This is a genomic window from Egibacteraceae bacterium (assembly GCA_035540635.1).
In the GTDB taxonomy this organism is placed as follows: Bacteria; Actinomycetota; Nitriliruptoria; order Euzebyales; family Egibacteraceae; genus DATLGH01.
In genome coordinates this window covers 29770-48528 of sequence record DATLGH010000045.1, presented here as the reverse complement: position 1 = coordinate 48528, position 18759 = coordinate 29770, and the positions used below count along the sequence as shown (strand labels likewise).

Here is an 18759-nt window from a genome sequence, read left to right as displayed (position 1 = left end):
GGCTCGCGGAGAGGCTAGGCGTCGCTGCGCAGGGCGCGCGCCCAGTCGGCGGCCCGCTGTACGAGCGGGCCGAACAGGCTCTCCGCGCCGGGCCCCGGAGGCCAGCCCGGGGGATCGCCCAGCACGCGCAGCGGGCTGAACGCGGGCCCCCCGTCGTCCTCGGGGGGCAGGTGCAGCGCCTCGAGCGGTGAGCGAGCGCGGGTCCAGCCCTCCACCCCCAGCCCCTCGAGGGGCACACGGTCGGTGCCGGCTGCGTGCCGGGCGCGCTCGGCGGCCAGCTCCGCGAGGAGCCGCTCCCGGCCACGGCCCCGCAGGCGAAGGAGCGTGAAGGGGTCCTCGTCGATCCGCTCGGTGACCGCCTGCCAGACGGCGGCGGTGTGGGCGCAGGGCTGGGCCTTCCCGCAGCCGCAGTTGGTGTCGACCTCGTCGGGTCCCGGGAGAAGCCGCACGCCCATCGCCGACAGCTCCTCCTCGAGCCCCTCGGGCTGTAGGCCGGCCAGCAGCCGGGCGCTGTGGCGCAGCTGGCCCGCGAGCAGCCGCACGATGCGGGACCACTCGGGGTCGCCGAGGACCGGCACCGCCACCTCGACCGCCCGGGGGGTGGCGAGATTGCCCTGGACCCGTCCCCGGAGCCGTCCCGTGGCTACGCGCAGGGCGGTGACCCGGCCCGAGCGGTGGTAGGACCGGCCCTGAGCGACCTCCCGCGCGGTCGCCGGGTCGTCGGAGGGCAGCAGCGTCTCCCACCTCCTGGCCCACGACCAGGCCACTACGACGCCTCCCGGACGGCGGGCGGACCACCCTCGTCGTCGTCGTCGACGTCGACGTCGACGATGCTCGCAGCCGGCGAGAGCGCGACGAGCTCGGCGAGCTCTTCGTCGCCGAGCTCGGTGATCCACGCCTCCCCGGCCCCGACGACGTGGGCGGACAGCTCCCGCTTGCGTTCGATGACCTGGGCGATGCGCTCCTCGACGGTGCCGGCGGTCACGAGCTTGTGCACCTCCACCGTGCGCAGCTGTCCGATGCGGTGCGTGCGGTCCGTGGCCTGGTCCTCCACCGCCGGGTTCCACCAGCGGTCGTAGTGGACGACGTGGGTGGCGGCGGTGAGGTTCAGGCCGGTCCCACCCGCGCGCAGGCTCACGACGAGGACCGGGGGGGTGGCACCATCGCCCTCCCCCTGGAAAGCCGCGACCATCCGGTCCCGCGCGGTGGCGGTCACAGCGCCGTGGAGGAACGGCACCGGCGTGTCGAGGTCGGCGCCGAGCTGGGTGACGAGAAGGCGGCCCATCACGACGTACTGGGTGAACACGACGACCTGGTCGCCGGCCTCGACGGCCTCTCCGATGATCTCGCGCGCCGCGGCAAGCTTGCCCGACCGACCGGGGATGACCGGGTCGGTCTCGCCGAGCAGCTGCGCGGGGTGGTTGCAGACCTGCTTGAGCGCCGTGACGAGCCCGAGCACCCGCCCCCGTCGCTCCATCGACGAGGTCTCCGTGACCGCGTCGGGTCCGCGCCCGAACGCGCGGTCGACGGCGGCCCGGTACAGCTGCGCCTGCTCGGAGGTCAGCGCGCACGCGACCGTTCGCTCGATCTTCGGCGGCAGCTCGGCGACCACGGTCGGGTCGCTCTTCTCGCGCCGCAGGATGAAGGGGGCGACGAGCCGGCGCAGGCGCGCCGCCGCCCGGCCGTCCCTCCGCTGCTCGATGGGGCCGGCGAAACGGCGACCGAACGCCGCGCGACTGCCGAGCAGCCCCTTGTTCGTCACGTCGAGCAGCGCCCACAGCTCCGACAGCCGGTTCTCCAGCGGCGTGCCGGTGAGCGCCACGGTCTGAGCGCTGCGCAACCGGCGGACGGCCCGCGCACCCGCGGTCGCGGGGTTCTTCACATGCTGCGCCTCGTCGAGCGCGACGACGTCCCAGTCGACGGCGACGAGGGGGTCGGCGTCGCGGCGCAGGGTTCCGTAGCTCGTGACGACCACCCCTTGCCAGCCGTGGAGGTCGGTGGGGCGGTCGGGGCCGTGGAACCGCGCGACGTCCAGCCCGGGGGCGAACCGGTTGAGCTCGCGCTCCCAGTTGCCGACGACCGAGGTCGGGCAGACGACGAGGTGCGGCCCGCCGGCCCGGCTGAGCAGGTAGGCGATGAGCTGTATGCCCTTGCCGAGACCCATGTCGTCGGCGAGGACGGCGCCGAGTCCGAGCTCCCCCATGCCCTGCAGCCACGCGACCCCTCGCCGCTGGTAGGGCCGCAGCTGGCCGATGAAGCCGGCCGGAGTGGAGGGCGCGGGCGGTCCCTCGCCCGCCGCGGCCAGCCGCTCGAGGAAGCGCTCGACACCGCCGCCGGCGACGACGTCCACGTCGTCGCCGGCGTAGCCGCCGGTGGGGTCGCTGCCCGCTGTGCCGGCAAGCCCGAGCGCGATCGCCTCCCCGAGGGGCAGCCGCCCGCCGCCGGGCGGCGGCAGCCGTCCGCGAACGGCCCGCAGCTGCCCCTCGTCGACGCGGACCCACCGGTCCCGCCAGCGCACGAGCGGCGAAGACAGGCCGAGCAGGGCGTCGAGCTCGTCGTCGGAGAGCGGCTCGCCGCCGAGCGCCACCTCCCACGAGACCTCGGCCACCACTCCGTCGAACGGCCCGCCCGCGGGACCTCTCACGTCGCTTCCCGCGTTTGCGGCGTCGGCGGCGGTGTCGACGCGCAGGCGCAGCCGCAGGTCGTCCGCGGCGAGGTCCTCGGGCAGGACGAGCACCGCCCCCGCCTGGGCGAGCCCGGACGCCCCCCCGCTGATCAGCGTCCACACCTGCGCCAGGTCGAGCTCGGCCCGCTCCGGGGTTGGCTCGCGCAGCGCGATGTCGAGCGGCGGGTACACCCGGGCGCAACGGCCGAGCCCGCGCAGCAAGGCCTCCTGACGGCTGGGGTCGCCGCCGTGCCACACGACCCGTGCCGGGACCCAGCCGTGCCCGGCGCTTCGCAGCCCGATCTCGAGCACCCACCGACCGTCCTGGGCTTCCGGCGCGTGCAGCCGCAGCTCGGGCGCCCCGTCCTCGGGCGCGGTCCCGGCCGCGTTGTGCCAGGCGGCGACCACCGCGACCACCTCCTCCGCGTCGTCACGCAGAGGCACGCACGCGTCGTGGGGGTCGGCGAGCGCCTCCGCCCATCGCGCCGTCCACGGCAGGAGCCGCTGCCGGGGCCGGGTGGCAGACGGCGCGGGGCCGGGCGTGCGGACGGCGAGATCGGCCACGGCGTCGAGGAACGCGGTCAGCAGCGCGGACGGCGCCCACACGCCCCGGTCGCCGCAGGCGAGTGCGTGACCGGCCCGTGGCATCGCCGCGGCGAGCCACCCGACGACGGCCTCCTCCTCCGGGTCGCCACCGAGCCATGCCCGCCACACGCCGTGGACGCGGGCCTCCCCCGCCGCCACGAGGGTCGGCACGAGCCGGCCGTGCGCCACCACCCGCACGGCCAGCCGCGCGGCGAGCGCCCATGCGCGCAGCGAGTCGGGCGGGCGGCGGTAGGCGGGACGCTCGTCGACCGGCATGGCGAGCAGTCGCGGCACGGCCTCGTCGAGCGGGATGGTGGTGGCGGGGACGTCGCGGAGGGCGGCCACGTGGTCGTGGACCGTCGCGACGCGCACCCGCGTGGCGGTGCCCTCCCCCAGCCGCCACCGGCGCGCCTCGTCGTGCAGCACCTTCTCCGCCTCCGGCCGCGATGCGTACAAGGCCAGCCTGCCGTGTGCGGGCAGGGCGGGCTCCGGGACGAAGACGGCGTCGACGCCGCTCGCGCTCCAGGTGGGCGGTTGGCGGGACGGCCAGGCGGAGGGGCTCAGGGGTGCACACCTCTCGGGGTTGCGGTCATCCCGCCCACGCTACCCGCAGTCCCGCGGCGACGGCCACCCGGCGGGCGCCGGCGTCCCGCGAGGCGACTTGCCCGGGTCAGTCCTCTTCGAGCTCGGCGAGGAGCTGGCGCACGGCACTGGCCGGCACCTGGTCGCCCTCGGCGGTGGCGAGCAGCTCGCGCAGGGCGGCGGCCAGGGCGGCGCGCCCCGGCACCTGATGGCGCCGCGGCACGCGCGTCGCAGGCCGCGAGGTCGGCGGGGGACGCTCGGCCTCGGGCGGTGCTGCGAACAGCGCGGGTTGCGTCCCCGTGGGCAGCCGCGAGCGGGCCTCGAACTCTGCGGGGCTCACCCCGGCGATCGCCGCAGCCCACCAGACGAGACCGCGGTCCCATGCCGTGCCCGCCGGGCGGCGGGTCGGCAGGCGGCCGTTGAACGCCACATCGGCGATCGACCCGACGACGATGTCCTGCACGAAGGCGTCGGTGGCCAGCTGCTCGCGCAGGCCCTCGACGAACGCGGTGGTCGCGGGCTGGCCGGTCAACCGCCGCGCCACCTCCTCGAGAACGGGCCGGGACCGCTGCAGCCACGCCCAGGCGTACGCCGGCGCGCGCGGGAGCCGCCCGCCGGTGCTCTGGGGTGCGGGGTCCGCCACGGGGGCTCCTCATCGTCGCAGCGCCGGCGGTACGCGAATGCACTCGTGCGGCACGCCGCGTCCCGAGCTGACCGCCGCGCCGTTCGGCCGTTGCCCCAGGGTCCCCGTCCGCCGGCCGCTGGTCAAGGACCCGCGGCGGCGCGAACCCATCGCGTCCTGGCCGATCAGGGTGCGCCGCGGTCAGGGCAGGCCGCCGGGGAGGTCCTCGAGCAGGCCGAGCCCGCCGGAGCCGTCGGGGCGCCGGTGCGGCAGCACGGGCGGCTGCTCGGGCGATGGCACGGGCACGTCGGGCAGCGGTGGGAGCAGCTGCGCGGGCGGCGCCTCGGCAGGCGGTGCCGCCGGCGCCGGCGCCGGGGCGTCGGGGCCCTCGCGCCGCGGCGAGCCGGCCCTGCGCCCGCCGAACGCGTAGACGTCCCCCGACCCCATGCCGAGGACGACTTCGTCCGCGCCGTCGCCGTCGAGGTCGACGACGCGTGCGACGTGCGGCGCCTTGCGCACGCTGCAGCGGGTGAGGACGCGACCGCCGACGTCCACCGTCCGCACCGTGTGGCGGGTTCCGGGTACCGCGTCGGGCGCCGCCGGGCTGGTCACGACCGCGATCCGGCGCCCGTCCCCGTCGAGGTCGGCCACGGCGACCGGGCCGGGCCAGCCGTTCGCGACCGCCCACAGGCGGGAGCCGGTGCGCCCGTCGACGGCGTGGGCGTGCCCGTCCATGCCCGTGCCGACCACGTCGGCCACGCCGTCGCCGCTGAGGTCACCCGCGGCCAGGTGCGCCGCTGCGTCCCCGAGCGCGTAGCTCCACAGCCGCTGCCCGGTGGCCGAGAAGCCCTGGAGCGTCGGTCCCACCGCTACCGCGAAGTCCTCCAGCCCGTCGCCGTCGAGATCGGCGGCCACGGCGCCGACGATCGCCGAGCCGGCGGTCGCCTGGCCGCGCAGCGCACCCTGCTCGTCGAGCAGGCGCAGCACCCCCGCGGCATCGCCCGCGGCGACCCACCCGCGTCGGGGGGCCGTGACCAGGACGCGGACGGGAGCGGCTCCTCGCTGCTGCCACACCGTCGTTCCGTCGCGGACGTCGAGGGCCACGACGCGCCCGTCGGCGAGGCCGATCGCGACGCGCCGCGCACCGGCGGCGGCGACCGCACCGACGCCCGCGTCGAGGTCGGTCTCCCACAGCCACGCGCTCGTTCGCGGGTCGACGGCGGCGACCCTACCCGCGGCGGTGGCTCCGACGATCTCGTCGAGCCCGTCGCCGGTGACGTCGACGGCGACCACCCCCACGGTGTGCCGGGGGAGGAAGGCGTCACGCCCGGGCGCGAGCAGCCGCCCGGCGAGGTCGAGGCCGAAGACGCGTCCGGCGGCGCTGCCGACGGCGACCCCGAGAGCGCCGCCGGGACCCATGCGGCCAGGGGCGACCTCGGGACGACCGCCGGCGTCGTAGGGCCAGCGGACCCCGCCGTCGACAGGGTCGCGCACCGCCACGAGGTGGTCGCCCGACGCGCTCACCAGCGCCCGGCGGCCGCCCTCCTCGGCCACGGAGACGTGGGTGTGCGGAGGCTGGCGCGCGACGGTGAACAGCCGCTCGGCCGGGCGCGGGCGCGCGAGCAGACCCGTGCGCGCGGGCGGTCGCGCGCCCCTCACCCCGAGCAGGGCACCGCTCCAGCTCGACAGGTAGACCTCGGCCACACCGTCGCCGTCACCGTCGGTGGCCACGAGACCCTCAGGGGTGTACGCCGCCTGGACGCCCCCGGACCCGTGGGTGGTGCCGGCGGTCCAGAGCAGCTCCGCCGGCGCGAGGTCGCCGGCGACCCGGCCGGCTCCCCGGAAGGCGACGAGGTGGCCCTCACCGAGCTTTGCCACGTGCGCGACGACGTCGCGGACCCCGTCGCCGGTGAGGTCGCCGGTCGCGACTGCGACGACGCGGTCGGTCCCGCCCGCCGCAACGGCCCAGTCCCAGGCCCGCCGCCCGTCGGCGCCGTGCACGACGGCGACGAGCGGGCCGCTGCGCTCCCCGACGGCGAGGGTCCCGCCGTAGCCGGGGCTCGTGGGCGCGGCCGCGGTCCCCCGCCCCCCGAGGACGGCCTCGAGCCTCCCGTCGCCGGTGACGTCGGCCAGGACGACGGTCTCGAGCAAGCCCGCCTCGACGCGGTAGGTCCAGATGACGCGGTCGCGTGCGAGGTCGACAGCCACCGCTCGGCCGTCGGCGAGGGCGATCACCGCGTCCGCCGCCCGGTCGCCGTCGAGGTCGCCGACCTGGAGCTGCTTCGGCCGGGCTCCGAGCGCGCGAGGTGGCCGCAGGTCGACCCCGTCTGCGCCGGACAGCACGTGCAGGGCGTTGCCGGCGGTGATGACCACGAGGTCGTGGCCTCCGGTGCCGTCGACGTCGGCTGCCCGGACGACCGAGGCGCCACCGGACAGCTGGCGGCTCCAGAGCGTCCGCCCCGTCGCGGCGTCGAGCACGAGCACGCCGGAGCGGCTGGGACGCTCGAGAGCCCCGGCCACGACGACCGACGGGCGGCCGTCTCCGGAGAGGTCGGCGAGCAGCACCCGCCCGGCACGGGCCTGGAACGGCCGCTCCCACAGGGTCGCCTGGGCGGTGGGCCTCCCGGGGCGCAGCGCCCGCACCCCCTCGGGGCCGGCCACGACGATCTCCCGGCTGCCGTCCCCGGTGAGGTCGCCGCTTGCCGCCGCCGCCGGGTAGCCCGCCGCCGGGGAGGACCAGCGGACCTCGAGGCGGCCGCCCGAGGGGTCCTCGGCGGGGTCCACGCAGGCCTCGGGGTCGGGGGCGACGTCGAGCGGCTGGGGGCCCTCGCCCACCCGGTAGGTGGCGACCGCGCCGCCTGCACCCGCCGCGACGGCCGCCGACGGCGACGGCGCCGACACGGCGGCGAGGTCGTCCGCGGTGCCGGCGGGCTGGGTCGACCACGAGCGCCCCCCGTCGATGCTCCGCAGGGCCAGCCCGCCGTCGCCGACCGCGAACGCGGTGCCGCCGGCGTGCGCCAGCGCGCGGACGTCGCGTTCGGCGGCGGCGACGGGCGTCCAGGTGATGCCGCCGTCGCCGGTTCGGTAGATGGTCTCCTGGACGGCGGCGAGGCCCGTCGCCGCGTCGATGCGGACCACCGCGGCGACGTCACCGGTCGCGCCCAGCACCATGGGCGTCCACGTGGCGCCCCCGTCGGCCGTGCGGTAGGCCACCCCGAGATGACCGCCGGCGAAGCCGTGGCGGCGGTCGGCGAAGGACACGCTCCGCAGCCCGAGCCCGAGGGGGGCCGCCTGTCGTGTCCACGTCGACCCACCGTCGGTGGTGGTCGCGATGACGTTCGTCACGATCGGGAAGGCGGTGTGGCCGACGACCCAGCCGTGCGTCGCGTCGACGAAGTCGACGCCGCGCAGGACGGAACCCACGGGCGCGCCGGTGACCGTCCGGCGCCAGCTCCGCCCGCCGTCCCGCGTGGTGACCAGGGTGTCGTCGGCGCCGACCGCCCAGCCCGTGGAGGCGCCGACGAAGTCGAGCCCGTGCAGGTCGGCACGCGTCGGCGTCGGTCGGCCCGCCCAGGTGCGCCCACCGTCACGTGAGCCGAGAAGGGTGCCGCCCGCCCCGGCGAGCCAGGCGAGCTCGCCGCTCGGCGCGGCGGCCGCGTGCAGGTCCGCCGCCCCGACGCGCTGCGCGGTCCACGCCCCGGGCGCGCCGGCGGCTCCCGCACCCGCCGGCGCGTGCAGCAAGGCCCCCGCCACCACGAGGGCGACCACGAGGGCGGGCACCCGTGTCCGCGATCGCAGCGCTCCGCAGCTGGCCATGGCATCCTCGCGCCCGGGCACGGGTCCGTCGGCGGTGGCCTTGGCCGGGCGCCCCCGGAATGTACCCGAATGCCGTGGGGCGTGGGACGGGCAGTCAGCTGCGCACCCGGTGCTCGAAACCCTGGATGCCGGCGTAGCCGGCGACGAGGGTGAAGCCCGCGAGCCCGCTGAATATGGCCCAGGGAGCCATGTGCGGCAGGTGCGGGGTGAGCGCCATGCGGAAGCCCTCCGCCATGTACACGAGCGGGTTCGCGAGCACGGCGACCTGCAGCCACGGGATCGCGTCGAGGTCCGCCCACGGGAAGTACGTCGCGCCGAGGAAGGTTACCGGCAGGATCACGACGCTGAACATCAGCGGGACCTGGTTCGGCTCGACGACCGTGCCGAGCACGAGCCCGACCGCCGATGCGAGCAGGGGGGCGAGGACGAGCACACCGACCAGGACCGGCCAGGAGATCGTGAGCTCGACGGGCTCCGCGGGCACGAACCGGGCGATGGGGAAGACGATCGCCGCGGCGATGAGCCCCTGCGCGGCGCCGGCGACGATCTTCTCGACGGCGACGGCCCACACGGGCAGCGGCGCCATCACGCGGTCCTCGATCTCCCGCGTGTAGCCGAACTCCTGGACCAGGGGCAGCGCCACCGCCTGGATGCCCTTCACGAGGATCGCGATGGCGACGACGCCGGGCACGAGCACGTCGGTGAACGACTGCCCCGCGCCGGTCCGGAATCCCTGCCCGATGGTGGGGAAGACGTAGGTGAACACGAAGACGAGCAGGAGGGGCTGGCTCACCGTGCGGAGCAGGAAGCGCCCCCGCTCGGTGGTGAGGACCCGCAAGTCGCGCAGGAGCATGCCCCCGAACGCGGCGACCGCAGCGGCCTGCACGGTCCTGGGTTCGTCCACCCCCGCTCGCCGGCGGACGCTCATTCCCGCAGCTCCCTGCCCGTGAGGGCGATGAACACCGTCTCGAGACTCGGTTCGACGACGGAGATGTCGACGATCGGGATGCCCTCACGTTCGGCGAGGAGCACGATCCCCGGCAGCAGTCCGCTCGTGTCGTTGGCGAACACCCGCACGGTGCCGTCGGCCACGTCGGCGCGGGAGGCCGGCTGGTTGGCGCGGAGGGCGGCAGCCAGGCGGTGCAGGTCCCCCACGGCGCTGACCGCGACGACCGTGTCGGCGTCAACGGAACGCTTGAGCTCGGCGGGCGTGTCGAGGGCGAGGATGCGGCCCTCGTCCATGATCGCCACCCGGTCACAGAGCGCGTCGGCCTCGTCCATGTAGTGGGTGGTGAGCAGGATGGTCTGGCCCTCGGCGTGGAACTCGCGTAGGAGGTCCCAGAGGGCGATGCGGCTCTGCGGGTCGAGGCCGGTGGTGGGCTCGTCGAGGAAGAGCACCGCGGGGCGGTGCACGAGCGCGCGGGCGACGAGCAGGCGCTGGGCCATCCCCCCCGACAGATGGTCCGGCCGGTCGTCGCGCTTGTCGGCGAGGCGGAACCGGTCGAGCAGCTCGTCGGAGCGCTCACGCGCCACCTGCCGCGAGAGGCCGAAGTAGCGGCCGTGGTAGTAGAGGTTCTCCCGTACGGTGATGCTGCGGTCGAGGGTGTTCGTCTGGGCCACCACCCCGATGCGCTGCTTCACGCGCGTGGGGCTGACCCCGACGTCGATGCCGTCGACGAACGCCCGGCCCGCCGTCGGCACCACCCGGGTCGTGAGCATGCCGATCGTCGTCGTCTTGCCCGCGCCGTTGGGGCCGAGCAGCCCGAAGATCTCGCCGGCCCCCACCCGCAGGTCCACGCCGTTCACCGCCCGGAAGCCGTTGCGGTAGGTCTTCTCGAGGGCGCGCGTCTCGATGAGGTCACGCATCGCGTTGTGACCCCACGGGACGGCGTCAGCCCGTGGTGGTCGGCAGCCAGACTGGTCGGCCCGACTCGAACGCCGCGATCGCGTCGTCGCGCGCGAGGGTCAGCGCGATGTCGTCGAGGCCCTCGACGAGCAGGTGCTTCGTGTGCGGGTCGATGGCGAACGGCACCTCGAGCGCTCCGGCGAGGACCTTCTGCTCGGGCAGGTCGATGCGCACCGGCGTCTCGGGGTCCTGCTCCGCCAGCGCCACGAGCTGCTGGCACTGCTCGGCGGGCAGCTCGACGGTGAGCAGCCCGATCTTCGCGCAGTTGTTGCGGAAGATGTCGGCGAAGCTCGGCGCGACGATCGCCGCGAACCCGAACTGCTGCAGGCCCCAGGGAGCGTGCTCGCGTGAAGAGCCGGAACCGAAGTTCGCTCCCGTGACGAGCACGTTCGCGCCCGCGTACCGGGGGTCGTTGAGCACGAAGTCGGGGTCGGCCCGCCAGTCGTGGAACACGAACTCGCCGAAGCCGGTGCGCTCGATGCGCTTGAGGAACTGCTTCGGCATGATCTGGTCGGTGTCGACGTCGGCACGCCACAAGGGCACCATCCGGCCGCGGATGACCGTCACCGGCTCCATGAGCGTCGCCTTTCCTGACGCGGCTCGATGCCCGCCGGCTTCCCTGGCTCGTTCACGCGAGCTCCCTCACGTCCACGAAGTGCCCGTTGATCGCGGCGGCGGCCGCCATCTCCGGTGAGACGAGGTGGGTGCGCCCGCCCCTGCCCTGGCGGCCCTCGAAGTTGCGGTTGGAGGTTGACGCGCAGCGCTCCCCCGGCGCCAGGATGTCGGGGTTCATGCCGAGGCACATGGAGCAGCCCGGCTCACGCCACTCGAAACCGGCGGCACGAAACACCTCGTCGAGGCCCTCGGCCTCCGCTTGCATCTTCACCGGATAGGAGCCGGGGACGACCATGGCGCGCACGTGGCCGGCGACACGGTGGCCCTCGACCGCCTGTGCGGCGGCCCGCAGGTCCTCGATCCGCGCGTTCGTGCACGAACCGATGAAGACGCGGTCGACGGGGATGTCGGTGATGGCCTCCCCACCGCGCAGGCCCATGTAGGCGAGGGCGCGTCGGGCCTGCTCGGGGTCGCTCGTCTCTTCGGGCACGGGCACGCGGCCGCTGACCGGCACGCTCATCGCCGGCGTGGTCCCCCAGGTGACGGTGGGCTCGAACACACCCGCGTCGAGGCGCACGACCCGGTCGTAGGAGGCGTCGTCGTCGGTCGACAGCGCGCGCCAGTCGTCGAGGGCAGCCTCCCAGTCCGCGCCGGGCATGCTCCCGCCCCCGCGCGACATCGCCGGTCCCCCGGGCGCGTGCGGCCGCCCCTCGAGGTAGGCGTAGGTGACCTCGTCAGGGGCGATGAGACCGGCGCGGGCCCCTGCCTCGATCGACATGTTGCAGACCGTCATGCGCCCTTCCATGGACAGGGCCTCGATCGCCTCGCCCCGGTACTCGATGACGTGCCCGACGCCGCCGCCCACGCCGATCTCGGCGATCACGGAGAGGATGAGGTCCTTCGCGGTCACGCCGAAGTGCAGCGCCCCGCCGACCTCGACCGCCATGGTCTTCGGGCGCGCCTGGGGCAGGGTCTGCGTTGCGAGCACGTGCTCGACCTCGCTCGTGCCGATCCCGAAGGCGAGGGCGCCGAACGCCCCGTGGGTGGCCGTGTGGCTGTCGCCGCACACGATGGTCATCCCCGGCTGGGTGAGGCCGAGCTCGGGACCGATCATGTGCACGATGCCCTGCGCGTCCGACCGGCGGTTGAGCACCCGTATGCCGAACTCGGCGCAGTTCGCCTCGAGGGTGTCCATCTGCTTCGCCGACAGTTCGTCGGCGACCGGCAGCGAACGGTCGGTCGTCGGGACGTTGTGGTCCATCGTCGCCAGGGTGAGGTCGGGGCGACGCACGCGCCGGCCGGCCAGCCGCAGGCCCTCGAAGGCCTGCGGGCTCGTCACCTCGTGGACGAGGTGCAGGTCGATGTAGAGCAGGTCGGGGGCGCCGGCCTCTCCACGGGCCACCACATGGCGGTCCCACACCTTCTCGACGAGGGTGCGACCCACGTCAGTCCTCCCTCACGGTCGGGTTGCGGCCGCCACAACCTGCAAAGGAGGCCATCGCCTGCGCGGGGGCTGCGGCCCCGCCCATCTCAGTCGCCCCAGCGGGCGCCGCGGGTCATGCGATCGGCGACGTTGCCCTCGACCCGCACCTGCTCGCTGACCTTCAGCTCGAAGTTCACCTGGTCGTGCCCGGTCGACTCCGCCACGGCGGCGGCCACCCGCGCGACGAGCGCGGCCTCCTCCTCGGGGGTCTGATCGGGAGCCACGGCCAGGCGGACGGTCGTGGTGTGCGCGGGGTCGTTCATGGCGTCTCCGTGGGTTGCACCCGCACGCGGTTGTGCAGGCGGACCGAGCGGTTGAGCGCGGACAGGAAGGCCCGCGCGCTGGCCTCGACGACGTCGGTCGAGACCCCCCTGCCGGTGTAGCGCTGACCGGCGACCTCGACCTGGCAGGTGACGTCGCCCAGGGCGTCGACGCCGGGAGTCACCGCGGCGACGTTGAACGTGACGAGCGCCCCGTCGATGCCCGTCGCCTTGCGGATGGCCCCGCAGGCCGCGTCGACCATGCCGTCGCCCATCGCGGACTCGTCGATGAGACGGTCCCCGGCGACGTCGCGGACACGCACCGTGGCGGTGGGAGCGCTCGCCGTACCGCCGGCCACCTGCAGGGAGACGAGCTCGTAGGCCTCGTCCTCGGTGGCGTAGACCTCGTCGGCGACGATCGCCTCGAGATCCGAGTCGCTGATCTCGACCTTGCGGTCGGCGAGCTCCTTGAACCGCAGGAAGGCGCGGGCGATCTCCTCCTTGTCGAGGTCGTAGCCCATGTCCTGGAGCTGGCGCGTGAAGGCGTGCTTGCCGGAGTGCTTGCCGAGCACGATCTGCGCCCCCGCCACGCCGACGTCCTCGGCGCGCATGATCTCGTAGGTCAGGCGGTCCTGCAGGACACCGTGCTGGTGTATGCCCGACTCGTGCGCGAAGGCGTTGCGACCGACGACCGCCTTGTTGAACTGCACGGGGTAGCCGGTGAGGGTGCTCACGAGACGCGACGTGCGGGCGATCTCGCGGGTGACGACGCCGGTGGGCTGACCGAGCAGGTCGTAGCGGGTGGCGAGCGCCATGACAACCTCCTCCATCGAGCAGTTGCCGGCCCGCTCGCCGAGCCCGTTGACCGCGACCTCGATCTGCCGGGCGCCGTTGCGCACCGCCTCGATGGAGTTGGCGACCGCAAGCCCGAGGTCGTTGTGGCAGTGGACGCTGACGGTCACGTCAGGACCCACCCGCGAGACGACGTCGGCGATCAGCCGGCCGAAGTCGTGCGGCAGGGCGTAGCCGACCGTGTCGGGGATGTTGATCGTCGTGGCCCCGGCCTCGACGGCGGCGTCGACCACCCGCAGCAGGAAGTCGTACTCGGTCCGGGTCGCGTCCTGCGGGCTGAACTCCACGTCCTCGGTGTAGGTCAGCGCGCGCTTCACCGCGTCACGGGCCTGCGCCACGATCTCTTCCTCGCTCGCGCGGAGCATCGCCCGGCGATGGATCTCCGAGGTCGACAGGAAGACGTGGATGCGGGAGCGGTCCCCCGCGCCCTTCAACGCCTCGGCCGCCTGGACGATGTCGTCGGGGTGGCAGCGTGCCAGCGCCGCGATCACCGGACCGCCCGGCTCCGTGCCGACCGTGTCGGCGATGGCCTTGACCGACTCGAAATCGCCCCGCGAGGTGATCGGGAAGCCGGCCTCGACGACGTCGACGTGCAGCCGGGCAAGCTGCTCGGCGATCTCGAGCTTCTCCTTCGTGTCGAGGGAGATGCCGGGGGCCTGCTCGCCGTCGCGCAGGGTCGTGTCGAAGATGCGGATCGGTTGGGGGTCTGCCGTCGTGCTCATCCTGTGGTCCTCTCACGTCCTCGACGATGCACCCTGGCGTGGGGTTCTCCGCGGGGGGCTCGAGTGCTGTGCGTGGCCGCCCGCGGCGTCAAAGGAGGAGGAGGAGGAGCCCCGGCAGGGGGGCCGGGAGCAGCCACACGCCGCCGACCGCGGCGCGGGACGCGCGCGCGGTGCCGCTGGCTGTGGCGTCGGTCTGCATCACCCCGTTTGTACGCGCTTTCACGAGCGGCGTCAATCGCCGCGTCCCTGTGCGGCCGGACGGTGCGCCAGCGCACCCAGCGCACGCTCCACCGCCTCGTCCGCACGCTCGACCGTGGGGAAGGCCTCTCGGCGCCGCCCGTCCTTGTGCAGCGCCCACGTGCGGAGCCCGACGACGGGCCGGCCGAGCTTCAACGCGAAGGCGAGCTCTGACAGGGTGCCGTACTCGCCGCCCACGGCGATGACCGCCACGGCGGCGCGCACGACCAGGATGTTGCGGCCCTCGCCGAAGCCGGTGGGTAGCGCCACGTCGACGAAGCCGTTCGCGGCCTCCCGGTCGCTTCCGGGCAGCAGCCCGACGGTGAGCCCCGCGTGGCGCTTCGCGCCGCGGCACGCCGCCTCCATCACCCCGGCGAGACCCCCGCACACGACACCCACGCCCCGGCGCGCGAGGCCGGCGCCGACCTCCTCGGCCAAGGTGAGGAGGTCGTCGGCGGCGGTGCCCGGTCCGACCACGGCCACGAGATCGTGCATCGCCCACCCCCGATCCGTGACCCGCCCGAAACACCGGCGCATTAGCCTACGCGGCATGGAGATCGTGTTGCGATGCCTGATGGCCGACCGGCCGGGCGCGCTCGCGAGCCTCGCCGGCGCGGTCGGCAAGGCCGGCGGCGACATCCAGTCGGTGGAGGTGCTCGAGCACGACGACGGCCAGGTCCTCGACGACCTCGTCGTCGCGATCGACCCACTCGACCTTCGCGCCCTCGTGACCCGGCTGCAGACCATGGAGGGCGTCGAGCTCGTGCACGCCGGCCCGTCGCGCGGTGACCCGGGGGACGCGGTGACCCGGCTTGCGATCGTCTTCGAGGCGCTGCTCGACGGGTCGATGCTGCCCGAGCGTGCCCTGACCACCCTTGTGGGCGGCCTGCTGCGGGCGAGCTCGGCGGAGGTGGTGGCGACCGCGCAGGCGCCCCGCAGCGGCCGGCGCACGCTCGTGGTACCGGTCGACGGGGGAGCCCTTGTCGTCCGCCGCGACTACCCGTTCACCCGGGCCGAGCAGCAGCGAGCGACCACGATCACGCGGGCGTGCGCCCGCGCGACGGCCGGTAAGCGATCCGTGGACTACTGGTCGGGCACGTCGTCGGGGTAGTCGAGCCGGTCGAGCGGCATCACGACCGCGGAGACGATGTTGAGGAGGTTCGCGACGATGCGGCTGACGTGGCGGTAGGTGAGGACCGTCGCGGCCGCCTGCGGCACGTCCGCCTGGTCGCGCAGCAGCCGGTCTATCTCCTCGGTGCAGTGCTCCTGCAGCCGCCGGGCGGCGTCGATGAACGCCTCGGCCGCCGCGCGGTCGTCGTCGGCGAAGATCCGGGTCGCCTCGGTGATCATCGGCGAGATCGTGTCCCACAGCCGAGCGAGGTCGTCGCGGACCTGCCCGGGCGGCGGCGGGCCCACGGTGCTCGCGATGCCGAACAGGTTCTTCGACAGGTCGGCGATGCGCTCCGCGTCCTTGGCGATGCTCATGTACATGAGGCAGGCGGGGATGTCGGTCGCGCCGTGGACGCTTGCGTGCACCAGCACGAGCCGGCGGATGCGCCGCTCGGCCTCGTCGGTGCGCTCCTCCGTGCGGTGCAGCGCCTCGGCGATCGTCGCGGGGTCCGCGCCGCCGACCCGCGCGCTCATCGCGAGGTCGAAGACGTGCCGGTCGTCGCTCAGCATGTCCGCAAAGGCCTCCTCGACCTCTGCGAGCCCGTCTCCACTGGCCCGTAGCCACTTGAACATGCGGGTTCCTTCCGCTCAGCGCGCGACCACGATCACCAGCAGGGGCAAGACCACGAACAGGAGCACCACGTACACCAATACCATGGTGCGCCGCTTGACGGCTTGGTCGGCGACCGCCCGGGAGGCCCGCAGGGGCAGCCGGCGCAGGAACGGGACGGGGTAGAAGATGAGGATGCCGACGACGTTGAACAGCAGGTGCACGAGCGCGATCTGCAACCCGGCGATCTGCGGGATGGCGAGCGCGGCGAGCAGCGCGGTGATCGTCGTCCCGAGATTGGCGCCGAGCGTCACCGGATAGGCGTTCTCCAGCCGCAGGACGCCCGCCGCGATCATCGGGATGAGCAGCGACGTCGAGATGCTCGACGACTGCACCGCCACGGTCAGGATCGCCCCGACGAGGATGCCGAGCACGCCGCTGCGTCCGAGGACCGCGTTCAGCGAGCGCTCCGCGGGACCGGCGACCACGACGCGCATGTTCTTCGTGATCGACACGAGCGTCACGAAGATGAGCAGCAACCCGCTGGCGAGCAGGATCACGGCCCCCACCCGCGTCGGTCCGGCGAGCGCCGCGGCGGCGTCCTCGACGAGGCCCGCGCCGACTCCCACCGCCTCGCGCACGGGGCTGTTGAACTCCCCGCCGGCAGCGTCGCCGAAGATGTCCGACAGCGCGACGGCCGTCCGCGCGAGCACACCGGTGGCGATCTCCACGGGTAGGAGGATCATGACGCTCGCCACGTTGAAGAAGTCGTGCATCGTCGCTCCGGCGAACGCCCGGCGGAACTCCTCCACGCGGCGGATGCTGCCGATCGAGGCGAGGGTGTTCGTGATCGTCGTGCCCACGTTGGCACCCATGATCATCGGCACGGCGTCGCCGACGCTCAGCACGCCCGCGCCCACGAGGCCGACGAGCGTGGCCGTCGTCACCGAGGACGACTGGGCGAGGACGGTGGCGAGGATGCCGACCGCCAGTGCCGCGAGCGGGTTGCCAACCCCGCGGAAGAGCTGATCGGTGAACTCCTCGCCGAGTCCGGCGATGCCGCTTCCGAGCAGGTCGACGGCGACGAGGAACAGGTAGAGGAGGACGAACAGCAGCAGCAGTCGGGCGGCTCGCTCCACGCCCGACATCTCGCCCCGGGGGGCGCGCGCGCCCGCCCCCGCGTGCCGCGTCACGAGGGCAGACCGGGCGGAGGGGTCCGAGGCGGTCTCACAGGCGCGGAGGATAACCGCGCCGGGGCGTTGGCGTCCGGCCTCGCTACCGCCGGGAGGCAACCTGGCGGGCGGCGGCCACACCGCCGGCGACGGCGAACAGCGCGACGACCTTTCGGCGCACGGGGGCCGGCGACCTCCATTCCGGTCCCGCGTCGACGCGCCGAGCCCAGCGCGTACGCGGCCGGGATGACCGGTTGCTCAGGTGGGTAGTGCCTCTCCGACCCCTGACCGGGCGTCGATGACGCTGCGCCGTCTGCCTGTGCATTGGCACACGGGAATCGCAGCACGGATAGGCAGGAGGTGCCGTGGAGGCGTGGGGGTGGGTGTCGGCGACCGCCGGCGGGCTGCTCGCCGTGACCGTGCTCGCCGACATCTTCTTCACCACCCTGCATCCCGACATCGAGGGACCGATCGCCAAGGCGGTGCAGCGGTCCGCCTGGGCCGCCGCCGTGGGCCTCGGCAACCGCCTGCGGCGGATCCGCCGGCAGCTGCTCGCTTTCGTTGGCCCGTTCATGGTGGTGCTGACCTTCGTGGTGTGGGTCGCGCTGTTCATCGTGGGGATCGCCCTGATCGTGTGGCCCAACCTCGGCAGCTACCGCGCCGAGGGTGAGATCGAGCTGCTCACGTTCTTCGACGCTCTGTACTACTCGGGGATCACCGTGTCGGTCCTCGGCTACGGCGACATCACGCCGGTGACCCCGTGGCTTCAGCTCGTGGCGGTGGCTGCCTCCTTGTCGGGGTTCGGGATGCTCACCGCAGTGGTCACCTACATCATCGAGCTGGTGGGCAGCCTCGACGAGCGCAACCGGCTGTCGCTGCGCGTCCACGACGAGACGGGGGGCACGGAGCGGGGGGTGCAGCTGGTGCTGCGCCATGCGCCCGCCGGCACCCGCGCCCTGGAGGACCGCTATGTCGCGTGGGCGCTGCTGGCCCGTCAGGTGGAGGACAAGCTGCACCGCTACGCCCTGACCAGTCTGTACTACCGCTCCCGCGACCCGGCGTACGACCCCGAGGGCACGCTGCGGATCGTCGGCGAGGCCGTCGTGGCCGGCTACCTGCTGGCCACCGACCCTGAGGCGCCGGTGCGCCCCGCCGTGGAGGAGCTGGACCTGGCGACCACACGGCTGATGGGCACTGTCGCCGAGCAGTACCTCGACGACACCGTCATGGACGCCCTCGAGGCCCCCGACGTCGTCGAGGACGACCGGCGCTGGGTCGAGCAGATGAGCGAGGTGATGGTCCAGGCGCTGGGGGACCGCTGGTCGCCGGGGGATCTCGATCCGGCGGCGGTGGCCACCGCCGCCCGGCTCCGCGCGTTTCTCACCGCGCTGGCTCACCTCACCGACTGGACACCGGCCGACGGCCCGCTACCCACGGGCGAGTCCGACCACCACCGCACCCAACCGAAGGGAGCCGGATGAGCACCGACCACCCCTCCGAACCGCCGGGACCACCCCGCTCC

Annotated in this window: 15 protein-coding genes; 2 read left to right on the top strand and 13 right to left on the bottom strand. The window is 74.3% G+C overall.

The features are described from left to right. Nucleotides 1–14 precede the first annotated feature (14 nt). The 11 genes from VM324_07735 to VM324_07685 form a co-directional block, all read right to left on the bottom strand. Nucleotides 15–767 (bottom strand): hypothetical protein, encoded by a 753-nt coding sequence (locus VM324_07735; GenBank protein HVL99168.1) that lies wholly within the window; start codon nt 765–767, stop codon nt 15–17. Then, nucleotides 767–3706 carry a DEAD/DEAH box helicase gene (locus tag VM324_07730; GenBank protein ID HVL99167.1) on the bottom strand — a complete coding sequence of 980 codons (2940 nt, stop codon included), beginning with the start codon at nt 3704–3706 and terminating at the stop codon, nt 767–769. The genes VM324_07735 and VM324_07730 overlap by 1 nt, the downstream gene beginning before the upstream one ends. A gap of 214 nt (nt 3707–3920) precedes the next feature. Continuing rightward, a complete protein-coding gene (locus VM324_07725; GenBank protein HVL99166.1) occupies nt 3921–4475 on the bottom strand; it encodes a hypothetical protein in 555 nt (184 codons plus the stop codon). Between the two features lie 180 nt (nt 4476–4655). Next, nucleotides 4656–8270 carry a YCF48-related protein gene (locus VM324_07720; protein ID HVL99165.1) on the bottom strand — a complete coding sequence of 1205 codons (3615 nt, stop codon included), beginning with the start codon at nt 8268–8270 and terminating at the stop codon, nt 4656–4658. A 94-nt stretch (nt 8271–8364) separates the two neighbouring features. Then, a complete protein-coding gene (locus VM324_07715) occupies nt 8365–9174 on the bottom strand; it encodes an ABC transporter permease (protein HVL99164.1) in 810 nt (269 codons plus the stop codon). A 20-nt stretch (nt 9175–9194) separates the two neighbouring features. Beyond that, nucleotides 9195–10136 (bottom strand): ATP-binding cassette domain-containing protein, encoded by a 942-nt coding sequence (locus VM324_07710; protein HVL99163.1) that lies wholly within the window; start codon nt 10134–10136, stop codon nt 9195–9197. Between the two features lie 25 nt (nt 10137–10161). Continuing rightward, a complete protein-coding gene (leuD, locus tag VM324_07705; GenBank protein ID HVL99162.1) occupies nt 10162–10752 on the bottom strand; it encodes a 3-isopropylmalate dehydratase small subunit in 591 nt (196 codons plus the stop codon). 52 nt (nt 10753–10804) lie between these two features. After that, nucleotides 10805–12235, bottom strand: coding sequence for a 3-isopropylmalate dehydratase large subunit (gene leuC / locus VM324_07700; protein HVL99161.1), 1431 nt, complete (start codon nt 12233–12235; stop codon nt 10805–10807). Between the two features lie 86 nt (nt 12236–12321). After that, nucleotides 12322–12537, bottom strand: a complete 216-nt coding sequence (locus VM324_07695) for a hypothetical protein (protein HVL99160.1) — start codon at nt 12535–12537, stop codon at nt 12322–12324. Then, nucleotides 12534–14108, bottom strand: a complete 1575-nt coding sequence (locus VM324_07690; protein ID HVL99159.1) for a 2-isopropylmalate synthase — start codon at nt 14106–14108, stop codon at nt 12534–12536. Before VM324_07690 ends, VM324_07695 begins: the two co-directional genes overlap by 4 nt. A 231-nt stretch (nt 14109–14339) precedes the next feature. Beyond that, entirely contained in the window at nt 14340–14840 is a 501-nt protein-coding gene (locus tag VM324_07685; GenBank protein ID HVL99158.1) for a TIGR00725 family protein, read from the bottom strand. 55 nt (nt 14841–14895) lie between these two features. On the opposite strand from VM324_07685, the gene VM324_07680 reads away from it, so the two are divergent. Then, nucleotides 14896–15456 (top strand): ACT domain-containing protein, encoded by a 561-nt coding sequence (locus tag VM324_07680; GenBank protein HVL99157.1) that lies wholly within the window; start codon nt 14896–14898, stop codon nt 15454–15456. On the opposite strand, the gene VM324_07675 is transcribed toward VM324_07680, so the two are convergent. Both VM324_07675 and VM324_07670 read right to left on the bottom strand, forming a co-directional pair. Continuing rightward, a complete protein-coding gene (locus VM324_07675; protein ID HVL99156.1) occupies nt 15429–16088 on the bottom strand; it encodes a PhoU domain-containing protein in 660 nt (219 codons plus the stop codon). The genes VM324_07680 and VM324_07675 overlap by 28 nt on opposite strands. Before the next feature lie 15 nt (nt 16089–16103). Then, nucleotides 16104–17204, bottom strand: a complete 1101-nt coding sequence (locus tag VM324_07670; GenBank protein ID HVL99155.1) for a Na/Pi symporter — start codon at nt 17202–17204, stop codon at nt 16104–16106. Between the two features lie 398 nt (nt 17205–17602). Between VM324_07670 and VM324_07665 the strand changes: the two genes are divergently transcribed. Beyond that, nucleotides 17603–18718: a potassium channel family protein gene (locus tag VM324_07665; protein HVL99154.1), complete on the top strand. Its 1116-nt coding sequence runs from the start codon at nt 17603–17605 to the stop codon at nt 18716–18718. Nucleotides 18719–18759: the final 41 nt, after the last annotated feature.

Bases quoted from the DNA above. Each gene is read 5' to 3' on its own strand.
- VM324_07695 (HVL99160.1), bottom strand. From the start codon at position 12,537: ATGAACGACCCCGCGCACACCACGACCGTCCGCCTGGCCGTGGCTCCC.
- VM324_07675 (HVL99156.1), bottom strand. From the start codon at position 16,088: ATGTTCAAGTGGCTACGGGCCAGTGGAGACGGGCTCGCAGAGGTCGAG.
- VM324_07685 (HVL99158.1), bottom strand. From the start codon at position 14,840: ATGCACGATCTCGTGGCCGTGGTCGGACCGGGCACCGCCGCCGACGAC.
- VM324_07680 (HVL99157.1), top strand. From the start codon at position 14,896: ATGGAGATCGTGTTGCGATGCCTGATGGCCGACCGGCCGGGCGCGCTC.
- VM324_07720 (HVL99165.1), bottom strand. From the start codon at position 8,270: ATGGCCAGCTGCGGAGCGCTGCGATCGCGGACACGGGTGCCCGCCCTC.
- VM324_07710 (HVL99163.1), bottom strand. From the start codon at position 10,136: ATGCGTGACCTCATCGAGACGCGCGCCCTCGAGAAGACCTACCGCAAC.
- VM324_07690 (HVL99159.1), bottom strand. From the start codon at position 14,108: ATGAGCACGACGGCAGACCCCCAACCGATCCGCATCTTCGACACGACC.
- leuD (HVL99162.1), bottom strand. From the start codon at position 10,752: ATGGAGCCGGTGACGGTCATCCGCGGCCGGATGGTGCCCTTGTGGCGT.